Origin of the sequence: Streptomyces sp. NPDC086766, from assembly GCF_044746005.1 — a bacterium.
Classification (GTDB): Bacteria; Actinomycetota; Actinomycetes; order Streptomycetales; family Streptomycetaceae; genus Streptomyces.
Genome location: NZ_JBIVBI010000011.1, coordinates 129,333 through 147,952, shown reverse-complemented (window position 1 = coordinate 147,952; position 18,620 = coordinate 129,333). Strand labels below are relative to the sequence as shown.

The following is an 18,620-nucleotide window of genomic DNA, read 5'->3' as shown; positions in this document are numbered from 1 at the left end:
CCGCACCTGTTGAGGAGTACCAAGGGATGACGCCCGGCACCAACGGCGCGAGCACGCCCGAGGACAACGACGACCCGTTCGGCTACCTGTACGCCGATGGCCAGGCCAACGGGGCCCAGCCGCCGTCCGGCGGCTACGGCTACCCGAACTCGGTCAGCCGGGTCCGCGCGGTCGGCCAGCGGCAGTACGGCCAGCAGGCCCCCACGGCGTCCTACGGTCAGGTGCCGCAGCAGGGCACCCACGGCCAGCCGAACAACCACTACGCGGCGCCGGAGACCCTTCCGGGCGGCACCCCCACGACCCGCCAGCACGGCCAGGGCGGCGGCGGCCGCGGCCGGGGCCCGAACACCAAGGGCCTGCTGATCGGCGCCGTCGCGGTGGTCGCCGCGGTGGTGATCGGCATCAGCATCGCGATGCTCGGCGACTCCCCGGACGACAAGAAGAACGACGCCGGGGCGAGCGCCGCCCCCACGGCCTCCCAGCACCCCACCACGACCCCCTCGGCCACCAGCAGCGTGGCCCAGGACGGCGAACTCCCGAAGATCGACGCCAAGGCGCTGCTGCTGGGCGGCGGCGCCACCACCGCGTCGGACGTCAAGGGCGCCAAGGCGGACGGCGGGGTCTACGTGGGCGGCTTCAACCAGGTCGGCGCCTCGGTCACCTGGACCGTCAACGGCATCCCCGCCGACGGCAAGTACACCCTCTTCGTCGGCTACGGCGTCCCCGGCACGGACGGCACCGCCACCCTCACGCTCAACGGCACCCCGTCGAGCACGCCCGTGAAGCTCAAGAACTGGGCGGGCGCCCCGGCGGGCGACTACGAGAAGGGGTGGACCAAGACGTTCAACTGGATCCAGCTCAACAAGGGCACCAACACGATCAAGGTCTCGTGCGAGCAGGGCAACCAGTGCGACGCCAACCTGGACCAGCTCTGGCTGGTCAAGGGCTGGGTCAAGTAACCCTCACGCCGCGCTGACCCCGCCCGTCACCGACACCCGGTCCACGAGCTTCTCGTACGTCGCGCGGTCGAACTCGCCCGCCGCCGGGGCGAGGACCGTGGCCGTGGCCAGGGCGGCGGCGCGGGCCAGGCGGCTCGGCCAGGGGAGGTGCTCGGCCAGGCCGGACAGCAGCCCCGCGACCGCCGAGTCGCCGGCGCCCGTGGGGTTGCCGCGGACGTGGGCCGGGGGAGTGGCCCGCCAGAGGCCCTCGGGTGTGTGGGCGAGGAGGCCGTCGGCGCCCAGGGAGGCCACGACCGCGCGGGCACCGCGCCGGCGGGCGTCCTGGGCGGCGCGCAACGGCTCGTGCGCGCCGGTGAGTTCGGCCAGCTCGTCCGCGTTCGGCTTGATGATGTCGGGACGCGCGGCCACCGCCCGGCGCAGCGGCTCCCCGCTGGTGTCCAGCAGCACGGGCACGCCCGCGGTGCGCGCGGTGCGCACCAGCCCGGCGTAGGCGCCCACCGGCACCCCCGGCGGCAGGCTGCCGCACAGCGCCACCGCCGTGACCGAGCCGAGCAGCTCTTCGTACACGTTCTGGAAGGCGGCCCACTCGGCGGGCGCGACGAGCGGCCCGGGTTCGTTGAGCTGGGTGGTGTCGCCGGTCCGCTGGTCCACGACCGCCACGGTCCGCCGGGTCGCCCCGGCCACCGGGACCAGCGCGTCCGCCACGCCCGGCACCCCGGCGAGCCGGTCGCGCACGACGCGTCCGGTGGCCCCGCCCGCGAAGCCGGTGACCGTCACCTCGTGGCCGAGGGCGGCCAGCACCCGGGCCACGTTCAGTCCCTTGCCGCCGGGCCGCTCCACCACCTCGGCCACCCGGTGCGCGGCGTGCGGCCGCAGCGACGGCACCCGATAGGTGATGTCGAGAGCGGTGTTCAGCGTGACCGTGAGGATCACGTGGGCGGACCTCCCCCGGGTGCAGGCGCCTGGCGCGACGTGCCGGAGGTTCGATCATGCCAAACAGACGGCGGCGGGCCCAGCCCTCCCGCCCCGTCACCGCCGCCGTACGGCCGGACGGATCAGCCCAGTTGGGGATCGACCACCCATTCGCCGTGCCGCATGACCCCCTTGAGGTCGAACTCCTCGTCCAGCAGTACCAGGTCCGCGTCCTTGCCGGGCTCCAGCGAGCCCACCCGGTCGGCCAGGCCGAGCAGCCGGGCCGGGTTGGCCGACAGTGCGGCCACCACGTCCGGTACCGGCAGCCGGTCGACGGTCACCGCCCGCTTGAAGGCCCGGTCCAGGGTGAGTGTCGAACCCGCGATCGAGCCGCCCTCCACCAGCCGTGCCACCCCGTCGGCGACCTCGACCTCCAGCGGGCCGAGCAGATAGCGGCCGTCGCCGAAGCCGGCCGCGTCCATCGCGTCGGTGATGAACGCGACCCGCTCCGCGCCCGCGTGATGGAACGCCAGTTCCAGGGCGGCCGGGTGCAGATGGGTGCCGTCGTTGATCAGCTCGACCGTGACCCGCTCGTCCTCCAGCAGGGCGGCGATCGGGCCGGGGGAGCGGTGGCCCAGGGCGGGCATGGCGTTGAACAGGTGGGTGGCCACGGTCGCCCCCGCGTCGATCGCCCGCACCGTCTGCTCGTAGGTCGCGTCGGTGTGCCCGATCGCCGCGATCACCCCGTGCTCGGCGAGCAGCCGTACGGAGTCGAGGCCGCCGGGCAGCTCGGCGGCCAGGGTCATCATCCGGGCCTGGCCGCGCCCGGCGTCGACCAGCTTGCGCACCTCGGCCGGGTCCGGGTCGCGCAGCAGCTCCTCGGAGTGCGCGCCCTTGCGGCACGGCGAGATGAACGGGCCCTCGAAGTGGATCCCGGCGAGGTCGCCCTGCTCGGCCAGTTCGGACAGCAGTCCGGCCCGCTGGACGAGGAAGTCCATCTCGCCGGTGACGGTGGAGGCGACCAGCGTGGTCGTGCCGTGCCGGCGGTGGGTGCGGATGCCGTGGAGGACCTCGTCGACGGTCCCGGAGGTGAAGGACGCGCCGCCGCCCCCGTGGTTGTGCAGGTCGACGAAGCCGGGGACCAGCCAGTGGCCCCGCAGGTCGAGGACCGGCGCGCCCGCGGGCGCGTCCTCGGCGATCCGGGTGCCCTCGACGACCAGGCGGCCGTCGTCCACGACTCCGCCGGGCAGGACCACCCGGGCGCCGGCGAGAACCTTGCTAGGGGCCATCAGGCGGTTACCTCCGCAGGAGTCGTAGGGGTGTTCAGGAGATCCCAGGCGAGGAGGCCCGCACCCAGGCAGCCGGCGGTGTCCCCGAGGGCCGCGGGAACGACGGCGGGCAGCTTCTGGAAGGTGACGCGCCGCCGGACGGCCTCCCGCAGGGGCGCGAACAGGGTCTCCCCGGCCTCGGCGAGCCCGCCGCCGATGATGAGCGTGCGCGGGTCCAGCAGGGTGAGCGCGGTGACCAGGCCGTCGGCCAGCGCGTCCACGGCCTCCTGCCAGACCGCCCGCGCCCGCGGGTCCCCGGACTCGACGGCCTTGGCGCAGTCCGCCGCGTCCGCGCCGGGGTCCCCGCAGGCCGCGGCCCAGGCCTGGCCGACCGCGGCCGCGGAGGCGAACCGCTCCAGACAGCCGCGCTGCCCGCACGGACAGGGGGTGCCCCCGGGCCGTACGACGATGTGCCCGATCTCGCCCGCGAAGCCGTGCGCGCCCGCCTCCACCCGGCCCTCGATGCCGATGGCCCCGGCGATCCCGGTGCCCAGCGGGACGAAGAGGAACCGGTCGGTGCCCCGGCCCGCGCCGATCCGGCCCTCGGCGAGCCCGCCGGTGCGCACGTCGTGGCCGAGGGCGACGGGAACGCCCGACAGCCGCTCGCCGAGCAGCGCGCGCAGCGGGACGTCGCGCCAGCCCAGGTTGGCCGCGTAGACGGCGACGCCGTGCTCCGCGTCGACGATGCCGGGGACGGCGACGCCGGCGGCGCGGGCGGGTTCGCCGAAGCGCTCCGCGCCCAGCGCGCGCAGCTCGGCGACGAAGCCCAGGATCTCCTCGACCACCGCGTCGGGCCCGTGCTCCCGGCCGGTCGCCCGGCGCGCCTGGTGCAGCAGGCCGCCGTCGGCCGCGACCAGGGCGGCCTTCATGCCGGTGCCGCCCACATCGAGGGCGATGACGTGTCTCACGGGGGACAGTGTGACCCTTTGACCCGGAAGAGGTCTAGTCCACTCGCGTGGTGTAGACCTTATGGCTGATCATTCGAAAAGGTTTCGCCTTGCGGGGACACAGGTTCGGTTTCTGTGCGTCCGCGTTCGGCGGGCGACAGCGGTTGGGGCGGAACAGGCAGTGCAGCGGCGTAGGACAGGAATGATCGCGGTGGTGTCCGCACTGGGCATGACGGCGGTCCTCGGCGGCTGCGGGAGCACCGGCTCCTCCGACGTCACCCTCAGACTCGTCGCCGCCGACTACGGCGACTCCGCGGCCAACAGCTCGCGGAAGTACTGGGACCAGCTGGTCAAGGACTACGAGGCGCGGCACCCGGACGTGAAGGTCGAGGTCAGCGTCTACTCCTGGAACGACGTGGACCGCAAGGTCAAGGAGATGGTCGCCGCGGGCCACGCCCCGGACCTGGCGCAGATCGGCGCGTACGCCGACTACGCGGCCGACAACCTGCTCTACAAGGCCGACGACGTGCTCTCCATCCCCGTCCAGGCCGACCTCCTCGGCCGGCTCGCCGACGCCGGGGAACTGCGGCACGTGCAGTACGGCATCCCGTTCGCGGCCTCCACCCGCGTCCTCTTCTACAACAAGACCCTCTTCGCCAGGGCCGGGCTCACCCCGCCGCGGACGTGGGACGAGCTCGCGGCCGACGCCCGGGCGCTGAAGGCCGAGGGCGTGAAGTACCCGTACGCGCTGCCGCTCGGCCCGGAGGAGGCGCAGGCCGAGACCATGCAGTGGATGCTCAGCGGCGGCAGCACCGGCTACACCGACGACATCGGCACGTACACCATCGACTCGGCGCAGAACGTCCAGACCTTCGACTGGCTCAAGGACGAACTCGTCGGCAAGGACCTGACCGGGCCGGTCGCCCCGGGCAGGCTCAACCGCGCGGACGCGTTCGCCGCCTTCGCCGACGGCCGGGTCGGGATGCTCGACGGCCACCCCACGCTGATGCAGCAGGCCGCCAGGAAGGGCGTGAAGTTCGGCATGGTGCCGATGCCGGGGCGGGAAGGCGCGGCCAAGGCCACCATGGGCGTCACCGACTGGATGATGGCCTTCAAGAAGAACGGCCACCGCGACGAGATCGGCGACTTCCTCGACTTCGTCTACAGCCGCGGGAACGTCCTCGACTTCTCCCGCCGCTACGACCTGCTGCCCGTCACCACCTCCGCCTCGGAGGCGATGGCCGCGTCCGAGGAGGACGCCAAGCTCCGGCCGTTCCTGGCGGAGCTTCCGCTCGCACAGCTCTACCCGGTGGGGAACACCTCCTGGGCCGAGGTCAGCGCGGACGTCAAGCGCCGCATCGGCGAGGCGGTCACCTCCGGTGGGAGCCCCGCCGGGGTTCTCGGCGGGCTCCAGGCGCGGGCGTCCTCGGCGGAGAGCGCGGAGCGGTAGACCCTGCCGGGGGCGGTGTCGTGGGGCGCCGGGTGCCCGGTGCGGTTGCCGGGCGTTGGTGCGTGGGGGGGGCGGGCGTCGCTTCGGGGGCCGTGCCCCGGACCCCGCTGTCGGCCTGAACGGGCTCGTCCTCAAACGCCGGACGGCCTGAACCCGTCTCGCTGTCGGTGGTGGCGGTTACCGTGCCGGTATGGACGACGACCAGGACGTGCTCGGCCGGCGGGAGCGGGACATCCTCGCCCTGGAGCGGCGCGGGTTCCCCGGACCCGGCGCCAAGGAGCGGGCCATCCGCGAGGAGCTGGGCCTGTCCCCCGTCCGCTACTACCAGCTCCTCAACGCCCTCCTCGACGACACCCGCGCGCTCGCCCACGACCCGGTCACGGTGAACCGCCTGCGCCGGGTGCGGGAGGCCCGCCGCGGCGAGCGCTGAGAGCGGGGGCGGGACCGGCCGGGACCGGGGCGTCGAGGAGTGCGTCCGGCCCCGCGTGGATAGGTTCGCCGTATGGGCAGCCAGGACAGTCACGCAGCAGACTCGACCACCCCCACCCCCTCCCTGCCGACGCCCGCCACGCAGGCCGGGCGGGACGGGCTCGCCGCGATCCTCGCGCGACCCCGGAGCGCGGTGATCGCACTCGACTTCGACGGCACGCTCGCGCCGATCGTGCCGGACCCGGACCAGGCCCGGGCGCACCCGGAGGCGGTGCCCGCGATCGCCGCGCTCGCCCCGAAGGTGGCCGCCGTGGCGGTGGTCACCGGCCGTCCGGCCGACGTCGCCGTGCGGCACGGCGGCTTCGCGGGCGTACCCGGCCTGGAGCATCTCGTCGTCCTCGGCCACTACGGCGCCGAGCGCTGGGAGGCGGCCACCGGCACCGTCACCGCCCCGCCCCCGCACCCCGGCGTCGCCGCCGTCCGCGCCGAACTGCCGGGGCTCCTCGACCGCGTCGGCGCCGGACACGGCACCTGGGTCGAGGAGAAGGGCCGGTCCGTCGCCGTGCACACCCGCCGCGCCGACGACCCGCAGGCCGCCTTCGAGCTGCTCCGCGACCCGCTCACCGACCTCGCCGCCCGGCACGGCCTGATCGTCGAGCCCGGCCGCATGGTCCTGGAGCTGCGCCCGCCGGGCATGGACAAGGGCGTCGCCCTCCTCGACTGCGTCCGTGACGTCGCCGCCACCTCGGTCCTCTACGCCGGTGACGACCTGGGCGACCTGTCGGCCTTCGCCACGGTCGACAAGCTCCGCTCCGACGGCGTGCCGGGCCTGCTGGTGTGCAGCGGCAGCAGCGAGGTGACGGAACTGGCGGAGCGGGCCGACGTGGTGGTGGACGGCCCGGCCGGGGTCGTGGCCCTGCTGCGGGACCTGGCGGAGAAGCTGGACTGAGCTCCGTCGCCGGACCGGCTCTCGGCGCGCTGGGCCCGATCCTCCGACCGGCCCCGGCGGCCGTCCCCGCCCCGGTTCAGTCCGGTCGGCCGTTCAGCTCGGTCAGCTGGTCCAGGAACCACTGGGCGGGCGGCAGCGCGGTGGCCGCCGCGGCCAGCCGCTTGGAGCGCTCCGCGCGCTCGTGCGCCGGCATGGTCAGGGCCTCGTGCAGGGCGCGGGCCGTGCCGGTCACGTCGTAGGGGTTGACGACGACCGCGTCCTCGCCGAGCTCCGCGTACGCCCCCGCCTCCCGGGAGAGCACCAGCGCGCACCCGGCGTCGGAGACGACGGGCACCTCCTTGGCGACCAGGTTCATGCCGTCCCGGATGGGGTTCACCAGGGCCACGTCGGCGAGCCGGTACGCGGCGAGCGAGCGCGCGAAGTCGTCCCGGACGTGCAGCACGACCGGGGTCCACCCGGGCGTGCCGAACCGGTCGTTGATCTCCTGGGCCACCCGCTGGACCTCGGCGGTGTAGTCCCGGTAGACGGCGAGGTCCTGCCGGGAGGGGTAGGCGAAGGCGAGGTGCGTCACCCGCTCCCGCCACTCGGGGCGGTCCTCCAGCAGCTGCTCGTAGGCCAGCAGCCCCCGCACGATGTTCTTCGACAGCTCGGTGCGGTCCACGCGCACGACGGTGCGGCGCGGGGCCCCGTCGGGGGCCGTGCCGATCTCCTCGCGCAGTGCCGCCATCCGCTCGTCGACGTCGGCGCGGTGCGCCCGCTCCCGAAGGAACTCGGCGTCCGCGCCGAGACCGTGCACCCCGACCCGGGTACCGCCGAGCCCGTCGACGAGCGCATCGCAGCAGCCGGTGAACGCGTCAGCCCACCGCCGGGTGAGGAAGCCGAGGCGGTCCGCGCCCAGCATCCCGCGCAGCACCTGCTCGGCGATGTCGTCGGGCAGCATCCGGAAGTAGTCCACCGGCGCCCACGGCGTGTGCGAGAAATGGCCGATCCGCACGTCCGGCCGGAAGTCGCGCAGCATCCCCGGGACCAGCGTCAGGTGGTAGTCCTGCACCACCACGGCCGCCCCCTCGGCGGCCTCCTCCGCCAGCGCCTCGGCGAAGGCCAGGTTGTACGCCTCGTAGGACGCCCACTGCCGGCGGAACTCCGCGTCGAAGACCGGCTCGAGCGGCGTCTGGTAGAGCATGTGGTGGACGAACCAGAGCACCGAGTTGGCGATGCCGTTGTAGGCGTCGGCGAAGACCGCCGCGTCGATGTCGAGCATCCGGACCTGCTGCCCGCCGGTCGCGTCGGACGGCAGCCTGCGGCCTCCCTCGAAGCGGCGGGCCGCCTCGCGGTCGGCGTCGCCGAGCGCGGCGCACACCCACACCGCGCCCGCCTCGGGGCCGATCGCCGACAACCCGGACACCAGCCCTCCGCCTCCGCGTCGGGCCCGCAGCGAACCGTCCTCGAGCAGCTCGTACGAAACCGGGCCGCGATTGGACGCGACCAGCACCTCGGCACCGTGCGTAGAAGCCATACGCCTCAACCTAGCCCGGCCCTCAAACGCTCAAACGTACGGTTCCGCTTGGTGGGTGGCCGTATACGGCCGGGACGATGTTTCACGCCACCTTCCGGGCGGCGTACTCCGCTATCTCGATCATCGGCGGCCGCTCCTCGGTGTCCACCGGGTACGTCCGCGGCTCGAAGCCCTCCTCGCCCCGCTCGAACTGGGTGAGGGCGGGCCGGATCAGATGGCCGCGGGCCAGCCGGAGCTGGGCGGTGCGGTAGATCGCGGCGGCCATTCGGCCGAGCGCCTGCCCGTCCTGGTGCCGGTGCCTGCGCACACCGACGTCCACCTGGGCGAGCGCGTCCAGGCCGACCAGGTGCAGCGCGTCGACCAGCATCCCCAGTTCGACCCCGTACCCGACCGGGAAGGGCAGCTGTTCGAGCAGCGAGCGGCGGGCCGCGTACTCGCCGCCGAGCGGCTGCACGAAGCCGGCCAGCTGCGGCCAGTGCATGTTGAGCAGCGGGCGAGCCATCAGCTCGGTGACCCGGCCGCCCTGCCCCGCGGCGCCGCCCAGCGGGCGGTCGTACATCGCCTTCACCAGGTCGACGTCCGGGTCGGTGAGCAGCGGGCCGACGATCCCCGTGACGAAGTCGGAGGAGAACTCCCTCAGGTCGGCGTCGACGAAGCAGACGATGTCCCCCTCGGTGGCGAGCAGCGAGCGCCACAGCACCTCGCCCTTGCCCGGGACGGCCGGGATGCGCGGCAGGACGTCGTCGCGGTGGACGACCCGGGCGCCCGCGGCGGCGGCCACCTCGGACGTGCGGTCGGTGGAGCCCGAGTCGACGACGACGATCTCGTCGACGAGCGGGGCCTGCCGCATCAGGTCGTGACGGATCACGGCGACGATCTCGCCGACCGTCTCCTCCTCGTTGAGCGCGGGCAGCACGACGCTGACCGACGAGCCGCTCGCGCGCTTGGCGGCCAGGATCCGGTGCAGCGGGCGATCGGTCACGGACCAGGAGCGTGTCCTCAGCCAGCCCTCGACTTCTTCCAGCACGGTCGGCGGCTCCTCACTGATTCGGATCACGGGACGGATCACACGGGTCCTGTGCTCCGTCTCGCGGTTCGGACGACTATCTCAACTGTCCTGGCCTTCGGTTACAGTCTTGAACAACGCGGATGACCATCGCATGTCGGGGGTCGCCGCCGCTCAACAACCGCATACCGCTCATCCAGAGGGGCAGAGGGACACGGCCCGATGAAGCCCCGGCAACCCTCCAGCCGGTTCTCGTATCCATCGCTGTGCGCGCACAGCGATCGTCACCGCGAGGCTCCCGGCTAGGGAAGGTGCCAAATCCGTCTCACGGCGAGATGCGTCGTGAGGAAGATGAGGAGAAAGGGCCTCGCCTCCATGGCTGTGCAGACTGTTGCAAGCAGCACCGACTCCACCGTCGACCTCGGTCCCGCCGCGGCCTTGAGCTGCCGTGAGTGCGGCCACCGGGTGCCGCTCGGCCCGGTCTTCGCCTGCGAGGAGTGTTTCGGCCCGCTGGAGATCGCCTACGACTTCTCGGCGTACGACACCGAGGAGCTGCGCAAGCGGATCGAGGCGGGCCCCGCGAACATCTGGCGCTACGCGCCGCTGCTGCCCGTCCCCGCCGACGTGGCGACCAAGCCGAACCTGAACCCGGGCTGGACCAAGCTGGTGCAGGCCGACAACCTGGCCCGCGAGCTCGGCGTGACCGGCGGGCTGTACGTCAAGGACGACTCCGGCAACCCGACGCACTCCTTCAAGGACCGGGTCGTCGCCCAGGCCCTGGAGGCCGCCCGCGCCTTCGGCTTCACCACCCTGTCCTGCTCCTCCACCGGCAACCTGGCCGGCGCCGTCGGCGCCGCGGCCGCCCGCGCCGGCCTCCGCTCCTGCGTGTTCATCCCGCACGACCTGGAGCAGGGCAAGGTCGTCATGGCCGCGGTCTACGGCGGCGAGCTCGTCGGCATCGAGGGCAACTACGACGACGTGAACCGTTTCTGCTCCGAGCTGATCGGCGACCCGGCCGGCGAGGGCTGGGGCTTCGTCAACGTCAACCTGCGGCCGTACTACGCCGAGGGCTCCAAGACGCTGGCGTACGAGATCTGCGAGCAGCTCGGCTGGCGGCTGCCGGACCAGATCGTCGTCCCGATCGCCTCCGGCTCGCAGCTCACGAAGATCGACAAGGGCCTCCAGGAGCTGATCGCGCTCGGTCTGGTCGAGGACCGGCCGTACAAGATCTTCGGCGCCCAGGCCCAGGGCTGCTCCCCCGTGTCCACCGCCTACAAGGCGGGCCACGACGTGGTCCGCCCGCAGAAGCCGGACACCATCGCCAAGTCCCTCGCCATCGGCAACCCGGCCGACGGCCCGTACGTCCTGGACATCGCGCGCCGCACCGGCGGCGCCGTGGAGGACGTGACCGACGAGCAGGTGGTGGACGCCATCAGGCTGCTCGCCCGGACCGAGGGCATCTTCGCGGAGACGGCGGGCGGGGTGACGGTGGGCGTCACGCGCAAGCTGATCGAGAACGGTGTGCTGGACCCGGCGAAGACCACCGTCGTCCTGAACACCGGGGACGGCCTGAAGACCCTGGACGCGGTGGCGGGCACCGGCCTCACCGCGACCATCCGCCCGAACCTGGACTCCTTCCGAGAGGCTGGCCTCGCATGAGCGTGACCGTTCGCATCCCCACCATCCTGCGCACCTACACCGGCGGCCGGGCCGAGGTGAACGCCGACGGCGCGACCCTCGGCGAGGTCATCGCCGACCTGGAGAAGAACCACACCGGCATCGCCGCGCGCGTCCTGGACGACCAGGGCAGGCTGCGCCGCTTCGTCAACGTCTACGTCAACGACGACGACGTCCGGTTCGAGCAGGGCCTGGAGACGGCCACCCCGGAGGGCGCGGGCGTGTCCATCATTCCGGCGGTCGCCGGCGGCTGATCATTACCTTCGGTAACCGCCGTCACCGAGAGTTCATCGAATTGCCCCCTCCGTAAGAGAAGCGGAGGGGGCAATTCAGCGTGATTGAGCGCGGTACAGTTGGGGAACGCGTCGCTGATCCGAAGATCGTTGGCCCTGGAAACCTGCCGCACCGGCGACAAGAAGTAGCCAAACTGTGCGGGGCTTTTGCGTCATACGCTCCCTTTGCCCGGTCCGACTTGACCTGAATTCGGGCGAATTCTCGGGAGATTCCGGATCGGTCGTGCCCAGATTTCTCGTCCGACTGACCTGTTGCAGACGGCAGTTGAACGGATACATTCAGCCGCGGTCGACGCGTTCCGGCGCACGCCCCCAATCCATGGGGGCGGAGGTCTGACCCGGATCCGCGAAGTGTGGATCTGTGCAAGGGCCAGTAATAGGGGAGTTAGGCATGGCTCAGGGCACCGTCAAATGGTTCAACGCGGAGAAGGGGTACGGCTTCATCGCGGTCGACGGTGGTGCGGACGTCTTCGTCCACTACAGCGCGATCCAGATGGACGGCTACCGCACGCTGGAAGAGGGCCAGCGGGTCGAGTTCGAGATCTCGCAGGGCCAGAAGGGTCCGCAGGCCGACATGGTCCGCGTCACGGCCTGAATCGCGCGACCACCGCAAGCGACGTTCTTCTGATCGAAGGGCCCGCGCCCCGAGGTGCACACCTCGAGGGGTGCGGGCCCTTCGGCGTGCCCGCCCTCCGCTCCGGTGCGGCGGCGCGCCCGTGTTCGCGCGCGGCTGAGCCCCCCCCGCACCCCCGTAGGCGCTTGCGCCCACCCGTCGCCCGACCATCGCCCCTCAACGAGCCCGCTTCGCGGGCGCTTGCTCCCAGCCGTCGCCCGACCGCCACCCCTCGACGAGCCCGCTTCGCGGGCGCTTGCACTCTCGGGTGCCGAGTGCTAATCATTGGCGTTAGCACTCTGAAGGTGAGAGTGACAACGAAGGACCGGGTCGGTGAGGCCACGGACCGGGTGGGGCAAGGAACCTCCGGTCGGGGCCGTCCGTCGCGGGCGCGGGCGCGGTCCGAAGTAATCACCCCCAGTCCTGGAGGGACCACTTCACATGGCCAAGATCATCGCGTTCGACGAGGAGGCGCGGCGAGGCCTCGAGCGCGGCATGAACCAGCTCGCGGACGCCGTCAAGGTGACCCTCGGCCCCAAGGGCCGCAACGTCGTCCTCGAGAAGAAGTGGGGTGCCCCCACGATCACCAACGACGGTGTCTCCATCGCCAAGGAGATCGAGCTCGAGGACCCGTACGAGAAGATCGGCGCCGAGCTGGTCAAGGAAGTCGCCAAGAAGACGGACGACGTCGCCGGTGACGGTACGACCACCGCGACCGTTCTCGCCCAGGCCCTGGTCAAGGAAGGCCTGCGCAACGTCGCCGCCGGCGCCAACCCGATGGCGCTGAAGCGCGGTATCGAGAAGGCCGTCGAGGCCGTCTCCGCCGCCCTGCTCGACCAGGCCAAGGAGGTCGAGACCAAGGAGCAGATCGCCTCCACCGCCTCCATCTCCGCCGCCGACACCCAGATCGGCGAGCTCATCGCCGAGGCCATGGACAAGGTCGGCAAGGAAGGCGTCATCACCGTCGAGGAGTCGCAGACCTTCGGTCTGGAGCTCGAGCTCACCGAGGGCATGCGCTTCGACAAGGGCTACATCTCCGCCTACTTCGCCACCGACATGGAGCGTATGGAGGCGGCGCTCGAGGACCCCTACATCCTCATCGCCAACTCCAAGATCTCCTCGGTCAAGGACCTGCTCCCGCTCCTCGAGAAGGTCATGCAGTCGGGCAAGCCGCTGCTGATCATCGCCGAGGACGTCGAGGGCGAGGCCCTGTCGACCCTGGTCGTCAACAAGATCCGCGGCACCTTCAAGTCCGTCGCCGTCAAGGCCCCGGGCTTCGGCGACCGCCGCAAGGCCATGCTCGGCGACATCGCCATCCTCACGGGCGGCGAGGTCATCTCCGAGGAGGTCGGCCTCAAGCTGGAGAACGCGAGCCTGGACCTCCTGGGCCGCGCCCGCAAGGTCGTCATCACCAAGGACGAGACCACCATCGTCGACGGCGCCGGCTCCCCGGAGCAGGTGCAGGGCCGCGTGAACCAGATCCGCGCCGAGATCGAGAACAGCGACTCCGACTACGACCGCGAGAAGCTGCAGGAGCGCCTGGCGAAGCTCGCCGGCGGCGTCGCGGTCATCAAGGCCGGCGCCGCCACCGAGGTCGAGCTCAAGGAGCGCAAGCACCGCATCGAGGACGCCGTCCGCAACGCGAAGGCGGCCGTCGAGGAGGGCATCGTCGCCGGTGGTGGCGTGGCCCTGCTGCAGGCCTCCCAGGTCTTCGAGAAGCTGGAGCTCCAGGGCGACGAGGCGACCGGCGCCAACGCCGTGAAGCTCGCGCTGGAGGCCCCGCTCAAGCAGATCGCCGTCAACGGTGGTCTCGAGGGCGGCGTCGTCGTGGAGAAGGTCCGCAACCTGACCGTCGGCCACGGCCTGAACGCCGCGACCGGCGAGTACGTCGACATGATCGCCGAGGGCATCATCGACCCGGCGAAGGTGACCCGTTCCGCGCTGCAGAACGCCGCCTCCATCGCCGCGCTGTTCCTCACCACCGAGGCCGTCATCGCCGACAAGCCGGAGAAGGCCGCCGCGCCGGCCGGCGGCGGCATGCCGGGCGGTGACATGGACTTCTGATCCTTCCGAGGATCGGTACCGTCCTTCACGTACCGAGGGCGGCGTCCCCTGTTCCGACAGGGGGCGCCGCCCTCGGGCGTGTTCCGGGTCACAGGTGTGCCGGGCCGGAATTCCGGGCCGGGGCGGCGGGGTTGACGTCGGTGCGTGCAGTTCATGCGCGTGCACATACCATCCGGTACCCGACTGCTCTGCAAGAGGAGACCCCCCGCATGACCGTCACCGCCACCGAGTCCGCCTCCCGCGCGGCCAGGATCCTCTCCCGCCCCGTCACGCTGAACGGCCTGACCGTCCCCAACCGGATCGTCATGGCGCCGATGACCCGGATGTTCTCGCCCGGCGGCGTCCCCGGCGAGGACGTGCTGTCGTACTACGCCCGCCGCGCCGCCGCGGGCGTCGGCCTGATCGTCACCGAGGGCACGTACGTGGGGCACGACTCGGCCGGCGGCAGCAGCCGCGTGCCCCGGTTCCACGGCGAGGAGCAGCTGGCCGGCTGGGCGAAGGTCGCCGAGGCGGTGCACCAGGCGGGCGGCACCATCGTGCCGCAGCTGTGGCACATCGGCACGGTCCGCAAGCAGGGCCAGAACCCCAACCCGGACGCCCCCTCCCACGGCCCCTCCGGGCTGCGCGTGGACGGCACCGAGGACGCCACGCCCATGACCCGGGCCGACATCGACGCCGTCATCGGCGCCTTCGCCCAGGCCGCGGCCGACGCCGAGCGCATCGGCTTCGACGGCGTGGAGCTGCACGGCGCCCACGGCTATCTGCTCGACCAGTTCCTGTGGGCCGGCACCAACCGCCGCACCGACGCCTACGGCGGCGACCCGGTGGCCCGTACGCGGTTCGCCGCGGAGATCGTCGCGGCGGTGCGCGAGCGGGTGTCGCCCGAGTTCCCCGTCCTCTTCCGCTACTCGCAGTGGAAGCAGGAGGCGTACGACGCGCGCCTGGCCGAGACCCCGGAGGAGCTGGAGGCGATCCTCACCCCGCTCGCCGCGGCCGGCGTGGACGTCTTCCACGCCTCCACCCGCCGCTACTGGCTCCCGGAGTTCGAGGGCTCGGACCTCAACCTCGCGGGCTGGACGAAGAAGCTGACGGGCAAGCAGGTCGTCTCCGTCGGCTCGGTCGGCCTCGACGGCGACTTCATCAAGGCGTTCCAGGGCGAGGGCGCGGCCGTGGGCAGCCTGGACAACCTGCTGGACCGTATGGAGAACGACGAGTTCGACATGGTGGCCGTGGGCCGCGCGCTGCTCCAGGACCCCGAGTGGGCGGCGAAGGTCCTCGCCGGCCGCCTCGACGAGCTGCAGCCCTACGACGCCGCGGCGCTGAAGACGCTGAGCTGACGCGGCGCCGGACGGCTCCTAGGCGTTCCCCATCGGCTCGATGTCCACCCGTACCGGGGTGCCCCACATCCGCACCACCTCGTAGTCGGTGAACTCGTGCACGAGCCGGTAGGCCATGGCGGCGCGCGGGGCGCGGCGCTGGGCGTTGACGAACGCCTCGGCCTCCCGCCGGTCCCGGCGCGGCGTCCCGCACAACCGCCACTCCCGCCCGTTCCACAGCTCCGGCAGCCACCGCTGCTGGGGCTGCGGACGGTCGGCGCGGACGCCGTAGCGGGAGGGGGTGCGCTCCACGGGCCCGGCGGCGGGACGCTCGTACGCCGGATAGGCCTCGTTCACCTGCGACCGGCGGGCGGCCCGCCGCCGGGTCTCGCAGAGCAGGCACAGATCCGGGGCGCCCTCGTCCACCGGACCGTTCGGGTGCTCGGGGCACCGGGTCGCGGGGGCGGCTGCGCCGACGCTCTCCTCCAGCAGATCGAGCGCGCGCCGCACGTCCGCCCTGATCTCGTGCAGCTTGGCGTCGGCCGTGTCGGCACCGAGCGCCTCCCCGTGCTCCCCGAGCAGACGGAGAGCACGGCCGAGGGCGGTGAGCTGGGCGTGGTTCATGGAGCCAGTGTGCGCAATCCGGGTGCCGGTGGGCCACAGAGGCGGCTTGTCGGACCCTGACCCGGGGCCCCTCAGCCCCGTGCCGCCTCCAGGGCCGCGCGCAGGTGGCCGTCGGAGTCGCGCAGGAGGCGGGCGGCCGTGGGGGCGTCGGCTCCGGTCAGAAGGGTCAGGATCGCGTTCTTCACCTCGCCGTCGGTGGCGGCCAGGGCGCGTTCGATCTCGGCGTCCGGGGCGCCCGTGGCGAGGGCGACGATGCGGCGCGAGCGGGCCCGCAGCTTCTCGTTGGAGGCTCGTACGTCGACCATCAGGTTTCCGTAGGTCTTGCCCAGGCGGATCATCGTGATCGTCGAGATCATGTTCAGGACGAGTTTCTGGGCGGTGCCCGCCTTCAGCCGGGTGGAGCCGGTGAGCAGTTCCGGGCCGACGACGATCTCGATGCCGTGCTCGGCGGCCGCCGCCAGCGCGCTGTCCGCGTTGCAGGCCAGGCCGATCGTCAGCGCGCCCCGCGCCCGGGCGTGCTCGACCGCGCCGATGGCGTACGGGGTGCGGCCGGAGGCCGAGACGCCGACCACCGTGTCGTCGGGGGTGAGGCCGAGCGCGTCGAGGGCCTCGACCGCCAGGTCCCGGGAGTCCTCGGCGCCCTCGACCGAGGTCACCATGGCCTCGGGGCCGCCCGCGATCAGGCCGGTGACCCGCGCGGGGTCCGTGTTGAAGGTGGGCGGGCACTCGGAGGCGTCCAGGACGCCGAGGCGGCCCGCGGTGCCGGCGCCGGCGTAGATCAGCCGGCCGCCCCGCGCCATCCGCTCGGCCACCGCGTCGATGGCGGCGGCGATCTGCGGCAGCCGCTCGGCCACGGCCGCGGGCACGGTCGCGTCCTCGGCGTTCATCAGCCGGGCGATCTCCCGCGTGGGCAGCCGGTCGATCTCGGACAGCTCAGGACGGAACGCCTCGGTCGTCAGCGCCTCCAACTCGGCGCGCAGCTCACGGTAGTGGGGCGTGGAGGTCATGGGAGCGGCTCTCTCCAGTGCTTTCCGGTGCGGGTGGTGCGACGCCGCCGGGGCGGCAGGACGGGCGGACGGCAGGGCGCAGGACGGCGCCTCGCGGGCGGTCTCCCGGAGGGCGGACGCGGACCGTCCCCGGGCGGTCGCCCCTCCGTCCCACGACGGCCGGTCGCGGCAGGTCTACCGCGACGAGCTGCGGTGCCGGTGGGCCAGCGCCTCGTAGGAGGCGGCGAGCGCCGGTGCGGCCGTCTCGTAGGTCCGCTGTGCCACGCCCACGAACAGGCAGTCCACAACGAGCAGTTGGCTGGTCCGGGACGACATCGCCGCCGGGCGCAGCTCGCTCTCGCGGGCCGTCGAGGTGGTCAGGACGTGGTCGGCGTACTGGGTGACGGGCGCGTCGGGCCGGCCGGTGACGGCGATGGTGGTGGCGCCGTGCTCGAAGGCGACGCGCAGCGGTTCGATGACGTCGCCGGTCGAGCCCGAGTGGGTGATCGCGATCGCCACGTCCCCCGCGCGCAGTTGCACGGCGTTGGTGACGGCGAGGTGCGGGTCGCTGTGCGCGTGGGCTATGAGCCCTATGCGCAGCAGTTTCTGGGTGAGGTCCTGGGCGACCAGGCCGGAGGCGCCGATGCCGTACACGTCGGTGCGGCGGGCGGCGGCCAGCGCGGTGACGGCCGCCCCGAGCTGCACGGTGTCGAGCCCGGCGGCGGTGTCGGCGAGGGTCTGCTGCTCGTCGTAGGCGAGCTTGGCGACGACGTCGGCGATCGGGTCGTCCACCGCGATGTCCGTGGTGATCGCGGGCGCGCGGCCGGACTGCTGCTGGGCGGCGAGCCCGGCGAGGGCCAGGCGCAGGTCGCGGTAGCCGGGGTAGCCGAGCAGGCGGGCGGTGCGCACGACGGTGGCCTCGCTGGTGCCGGTGAGCTCGGCGAGACCGGTGACCGTGAGGGCCGCGCAGCCGGCCGGGTCGCTCGCCACGGCCTCGGCGACGCGCTGCATGGAGCGGGTCATCGTGGGGGCGAGGGTGCGGACCTTGGCCGCGAGCGCGGCGGGCGCGGGGGGCCCGCCGCCCGGGGCGCTCCCGCTTGCGAAAATTTCCTTCACGTCCTGGGTCACATGATGAAAGATATTTTCGTTCCAGTGGCGCGGTCAAGAGTGCGCACAATGGAGGCATGGACCCCATCAGCCCCTTGGAGCAGGCCCTGCACGCCGCCCGCGCCCTCGTCCTCGCCGATCTGGTCGCGGGGGAGGTCGCCGAGGCGGACGTCGTCTCACTGGTGGAGGAGTCCGTGGTGCAGCGCCGCTGGTGGGTGGAGCAGTGGCCGGACGGCGCGGCGTACGTGGCCGGGCTGGTCGCGCAGGACGTCCAGGACGCGCTGCTGGAGCGGTACGGCCGCTGGCCGCTGTGCCCGGTGTGCGGCGGCGGCGACCCGCACGCGCTGGACGTCGAACCGGAGCTGGGTCCCGACCCGCACTGGGTGTGCTCCCAGGCGGGGGTGAAGGTCGCGCCGGTCGGGGCCCTCGGGCGGGCGCTCGGCGGGCCGTCGTCATGAGGGCGGCCGGCCCGGCGGTGGTGCCGCGGGCAGCGAGCGGGCGCCC

Annotated in this window: 18 protein-coding genes and 1 riboswitch; of the genes, 10 read left to right on the top strand and 8 right to left on the bottom strand. The window is 72.8% G+C overall.

Annotated features, from left to right (window positions below):
- Positions 1–26: 26 nt before the first annotated feature.
- Entirely contained in the window at positions 27–959 is a 933-nt protein-coding gene (locus tag ACIPM1_RS21165; RefSeq protein WP_402436927.1) for a carbohydrate-binding protein, read from the top strand.
- A gap of 3 nt (positions 960–962) precedes the next feature.
- On the opposite strand, the gene ACIPM1_RS21160 is transcribed toward ACIPM1_RS21165, so the two are convergent.
- The 3 genes from ACIPM1_RS21160 to ACIPM1_RS21150 form a co-directional block, all read right to left on the bottom strand.
- Positions 963–1,892: a 1-phosphofructokinase family hexose kinase gene (locus ACIPM1_RS21160; RefSeq protein ID WP_402436926.1), complete on the bottom strand. Its 930-nt coding sequence runs from the start codon at positions 1,890–1,892 to the stop codon at positions 963–965.
- A 122-nt stretch (positions 1,893–2,014) separates the two neighbouring features.
- On the bottom strand, positions 2,015–3,160 hold the full coding sequence (nagA, locus tag ACIPM1_RS21155) for an N-acetylglucosamine-6-phosphate deacetylase (protein ID WP_402436924.1): 1,146 nt from the start codon (positions 3,158–3,160) through the stop codon (positions 2,015–2,017).
- A complete protein-coding gene (locus ACIPM1_RS21150) occupies positions 3,160–4,107 on the bottom strand; it encodes an ROK family protein (protein WP_402436922.1) in 948 nt (315 codons plus the stop codon). Before ACIPM1_RS21150 ends, nagA begins: the two co-directional genes overlap by 1 nt.
- 181 nt (positions 4,108–4,288) lie before the next feature.
- Here ACIPM1_RS21150 and ACIPM1_RS21145 point away from each other — a divergent pair, with 181 nt between their 5' ends.
- The 3 genes from ACIPM1_RS21145 (at position 4,289) to otsB (ending at position 6,914) form a co-directional block, all read left to right on the top strand.
- Complete coding sequence (locus ACIPM1_RS21145) at positions 4,289–5,536, top strand: extracellular solute-binding protein (RefSeq protein WP_402436920.1); 1,248 nt, start codon at positions 4,289–4,291, stop codon at positions 5,534–5,536.
- Between the two features lie 190 nt (positions 5,537–5,726).
- Positions 5,727–5,966, top strand: coding sequence for a DUF3263 domain-containing protein (locus ACIPM1_RS21140; RefSeq protein WP_356186231.1), 240 nt, complete (start codon positions 5,727–5,729; stop codon positions 5,964–5,966).
- Positions 5,967–6,038: 72 nt separating this feature from the next.
- Entirely contained in the window at positions 6,039–6,914 is an 876-nt protein-coding gene (gene otsB / locus ACIPM1_RS21135; RefSeq protein ID WP_402436918.1) for a trehalose-phosphatase, read from the top strand.
- 76 nt (positions 6,915–6,990) lie between these two features.
- Here the strand turns inward: otsB and ACIPM1_RS21130 are convergent, their stop codons facing one another.
- Positions 6,991–8,430 (bottom strand): trehalose-6-phosphate synthase, encoded by a 1,440-nt coding sequence (locus ACIPM1_RS21130; RefSeq protein WP_402436916.1) that lies wholly within the window; start codon positions 8,428–8,430, stop codon positions 6,991–6,993.
- 82 nt (positions 8,431–8,512) lie between these two features.
- The gene (locus tag ACIPM1_RS21125) at positions 8,513–9,457 is read right to left on the bottom strand and encodes a glucosyl-3-phosphoglycerate synthase (RefSeq protein WP_402437124.1); all 945 of its coding nucleotides are present in this window, start codon (positions 9,455–9,457) and stop codon (positions 8,513–8,515) included.
- Between the two features lie 168 nt (positions 9,458–9,625).
- Positions 9,626–9,794, top strand: a riboswitch (SAM riboswitch).
- 17 nt (positions 9,795–9,811) lie between these two features.
- Between ACIPM1_RS21125 and thrC the strand changes: the two genes are divergently transcribed.
- The 5 genes from thrC (at position 9,812) to ACIPM1_RS21100 (ending at position 15,420) form a co-directional block, all read left to right on the top strand.
- The gene (thrC, locus tag ACIPM1_RS21120) at positions 9,812–11,095 is read left to right on the top strand and encodes a threonine synthase (protein WP_402436914.1); all 1,284 of its coding nucleotides are present in this window, start codon (positions 9,812–9,814) and stop codon (positions 11,093–11,095) included.
- Positions 11,092–11,367 carry a MoaD/ThiS family protein gene (locus ACIPM1_RS21115; protein ID WP_402436912.1) on the top strand — a complete coding sequence of 92 codons (276 nt, stop codon included), beginning with the start codon at positions 11,092–11,094 and terminating at the stop codon, positions 11,365–11,367. The genes thrC and ACIPM1_RS21115 overlap by 4 nt, the downstream gene beginning before the upstream one ends.
- A gap of 430 nt (positions 11,368–11,797) precedes the next feature.
- Positions 11,798–12,001, top strand: a complete 204-nt coding sequence (locus ACIPM1_RS21110) for a cold-shock protein (protein WP_004986573.1) — start codon at positions 11,798–11,800, stop codon at positions 11,999–12,001.
- A 459-nt stretch (positions 12,002–12,460) separates the two neighbouring features.
- Complete coding sequence (gene groL / locus ACIPM1_RS21105) at positions 12,461–14,083, top strand: chaperonin GroEL (protein ID WP_356186216.1); 1,623 nt, start codon at positions 12,461–12,463, stop codon at positions 14,081–14,083.
- 209 nt (positions 14,084–14,292) lie between these two features.
- A complete protein-coding gene (locus ACIPM1_RS21100) occupies positions 14,293–15,420 on the top strand; it encodes an NADH:flavin oxidoreductase (RefSeq protein ID WP_402436910.1) in 1,128 nt (375 codons plus the stop codon).
- 18 nt (positions 15,421–15,438) lie between these two features.
- Here ACIPM1_RS21100 and ACIPM1_RS21095 read toward each other — a convergent pair whose 3' ends face one another.
- The 3 genes from ACIPM1_RS21095 to ACIPM1_RS21085 all read right to left on the bottom strand — a co-directional run bounded on the left by ACIPM1_RS21095 (position 15,439) and on the right by ACIPM1_RS21085 (position 18,137).
- Positions 15,439–16,023, bottom strand: coding sequence for a hypothetical protein (locus ACIPM1_RS21095; protein ID WP_402436908.1), 585 nt, complete (start codon positions 16,021–16,023; stop codon positions 15,439–15,441).
- A 71-nt stretch (positions 16,024–16,094) separates the two neighbouring features.
- Positions 16,095–17,030, bottom strand: coding sequence for an N-acetylmuramic acid 6-phosphate etherase (gene murQ, locus ACIPM1_RS21090; RefSeq protein WP_402436906.1), 936 nt, complete (start codon positions 17,028–17,030; stop codon positions 16,095–16,097).
- Between the two features lie 174 nt (positions 17,031–17,204).
- Complete coding sequence (locus tag ACIPM1_RS21085) at positions 17,205–18,137, bottom strand: MurR/RpiR family transcriptional regulator (protein WP_402436904.1); 933 nt, start codon at positions 18,135–18,137, stop codon at positions 17,205–17,207.
- Between the two features lie 56 nt (positions 18,138–18,193).
- Here ACIPM1_RS21085 and ACIPM1_RS21080 point away from each other — a divergent pair, with 56 nt between their 5' ends.
- Entirely contained in the window at positions 18,194–18,574 is a 381-nt protein-coding gene (locus tag ACIPM1_RS21080; RefSeq protein WP_402436902.1) for a hypothetical protein, read from the top strand.
- Positions 18,575–18,620: the final 46 nt, after the last annotated feature.

Excerpts from the sequence above, each read along its gene's own strand:
- ACIPM1_RS21165 (WP_402436927.1), top strand. The coding sequence starts at position 27 with ATGACGCCCGGCACCAACGGCGCGAGCACGCCCGAGGACAACGACGAC.
- nagA (WP_402436924.1), bottom strand. The coding sequence starts at position 3,160 with ATGGCCCCTAGCAAGGTTCTCGCCGGCGCCCGGGTGGTCCTGCCCGGC.
- ACIPM1_RS21145 (WP_402436920.1), top strand. The coding sequence starts at position 4,289 with ATGATCGCGGTGGTGTCCGCACTGGGCATGACGGCGGTCCTCGGCGGC.
- ACIPM1_RS21140 (WP_356186231.1), top strand. The coding sequence starts at position 5,727 with ATGGACGACGACCAGGACGTGCTCGGCCGGCGGGAGCGGGACATCCTC.
- otsB (WP_402436918.1), top strand. The coding sequence starts at position 6,039 with ATGGGCAGCCAGGACAGTCACGCAGCAGACTCGACCACCCCCACCCCC.
- ACIPM1_RS21130 (WP_402436916.1), bottom strand. The coding sequence starts at position 8,430 with ATGGCTTCTACGCACGGTGCCGAGGTGCTGGTCGCGTCCAATCGCGGC.
- thrC (WP_402436914.1), top strand. The coding sequence starts at position 9,812 with ATGGCTGTGCAGACTGTTGCAAGCAGCACCGACTCCACCGTCGACCTC.
- ACIPM1_RS21115 (WP_402436912.1), top strand. The coding sequence starts at position 11,092 with ATGAGCGTGACCGTTCGCATCCCCACCATCCTGCGCACCTACACCGGC.
- ACIPM1_RS21110 (WP_004986573.1), top strand. The coding sequence starts at position 11,798 with ATGGCTCAGGGCACCGTCAAATGGTTCAACGCGGAGAAGGGGTACGGC.
- groL (WP_356186216.1), top strand. The coding sequence starts at position 12,461 with ATGGCCAAGATCATCGCGTTCGACGAGGAGGCGCGGCGAGGCCTCGAG.
- ACIPM1_RS21100 (WP_402436910.1), top strand. The coding sequence starts at position 14,293 with ATGACCGTCACCGCCACCGAGTCCGCCTCCCGCGCGGCCAGGATCCTC.
- ACIPM1_RS21095 (WP_402436908.1), bottom strand. The coding sequence starts at position 16,023 with ATGAACCACGCCCAGCTCACCGCCCTCGGCCGTGCTCTCCGTCTGCTC.
- murQ (WP_402436906.1), bottom strand. The coding sequence starts at position 17,030 with ATGACCTCCACGCCCCACTACCGTGAGCTGCGCGCCGAGTTGGAGGCG.
- ACIPM1_RS21080 (WP_402436902.1), top strand. The coding sequence starts at position 18,194 with ATGGACCCCATCAGCCCCTTGGAGCAGGCCCTGCACGCCGCCCGCGCC.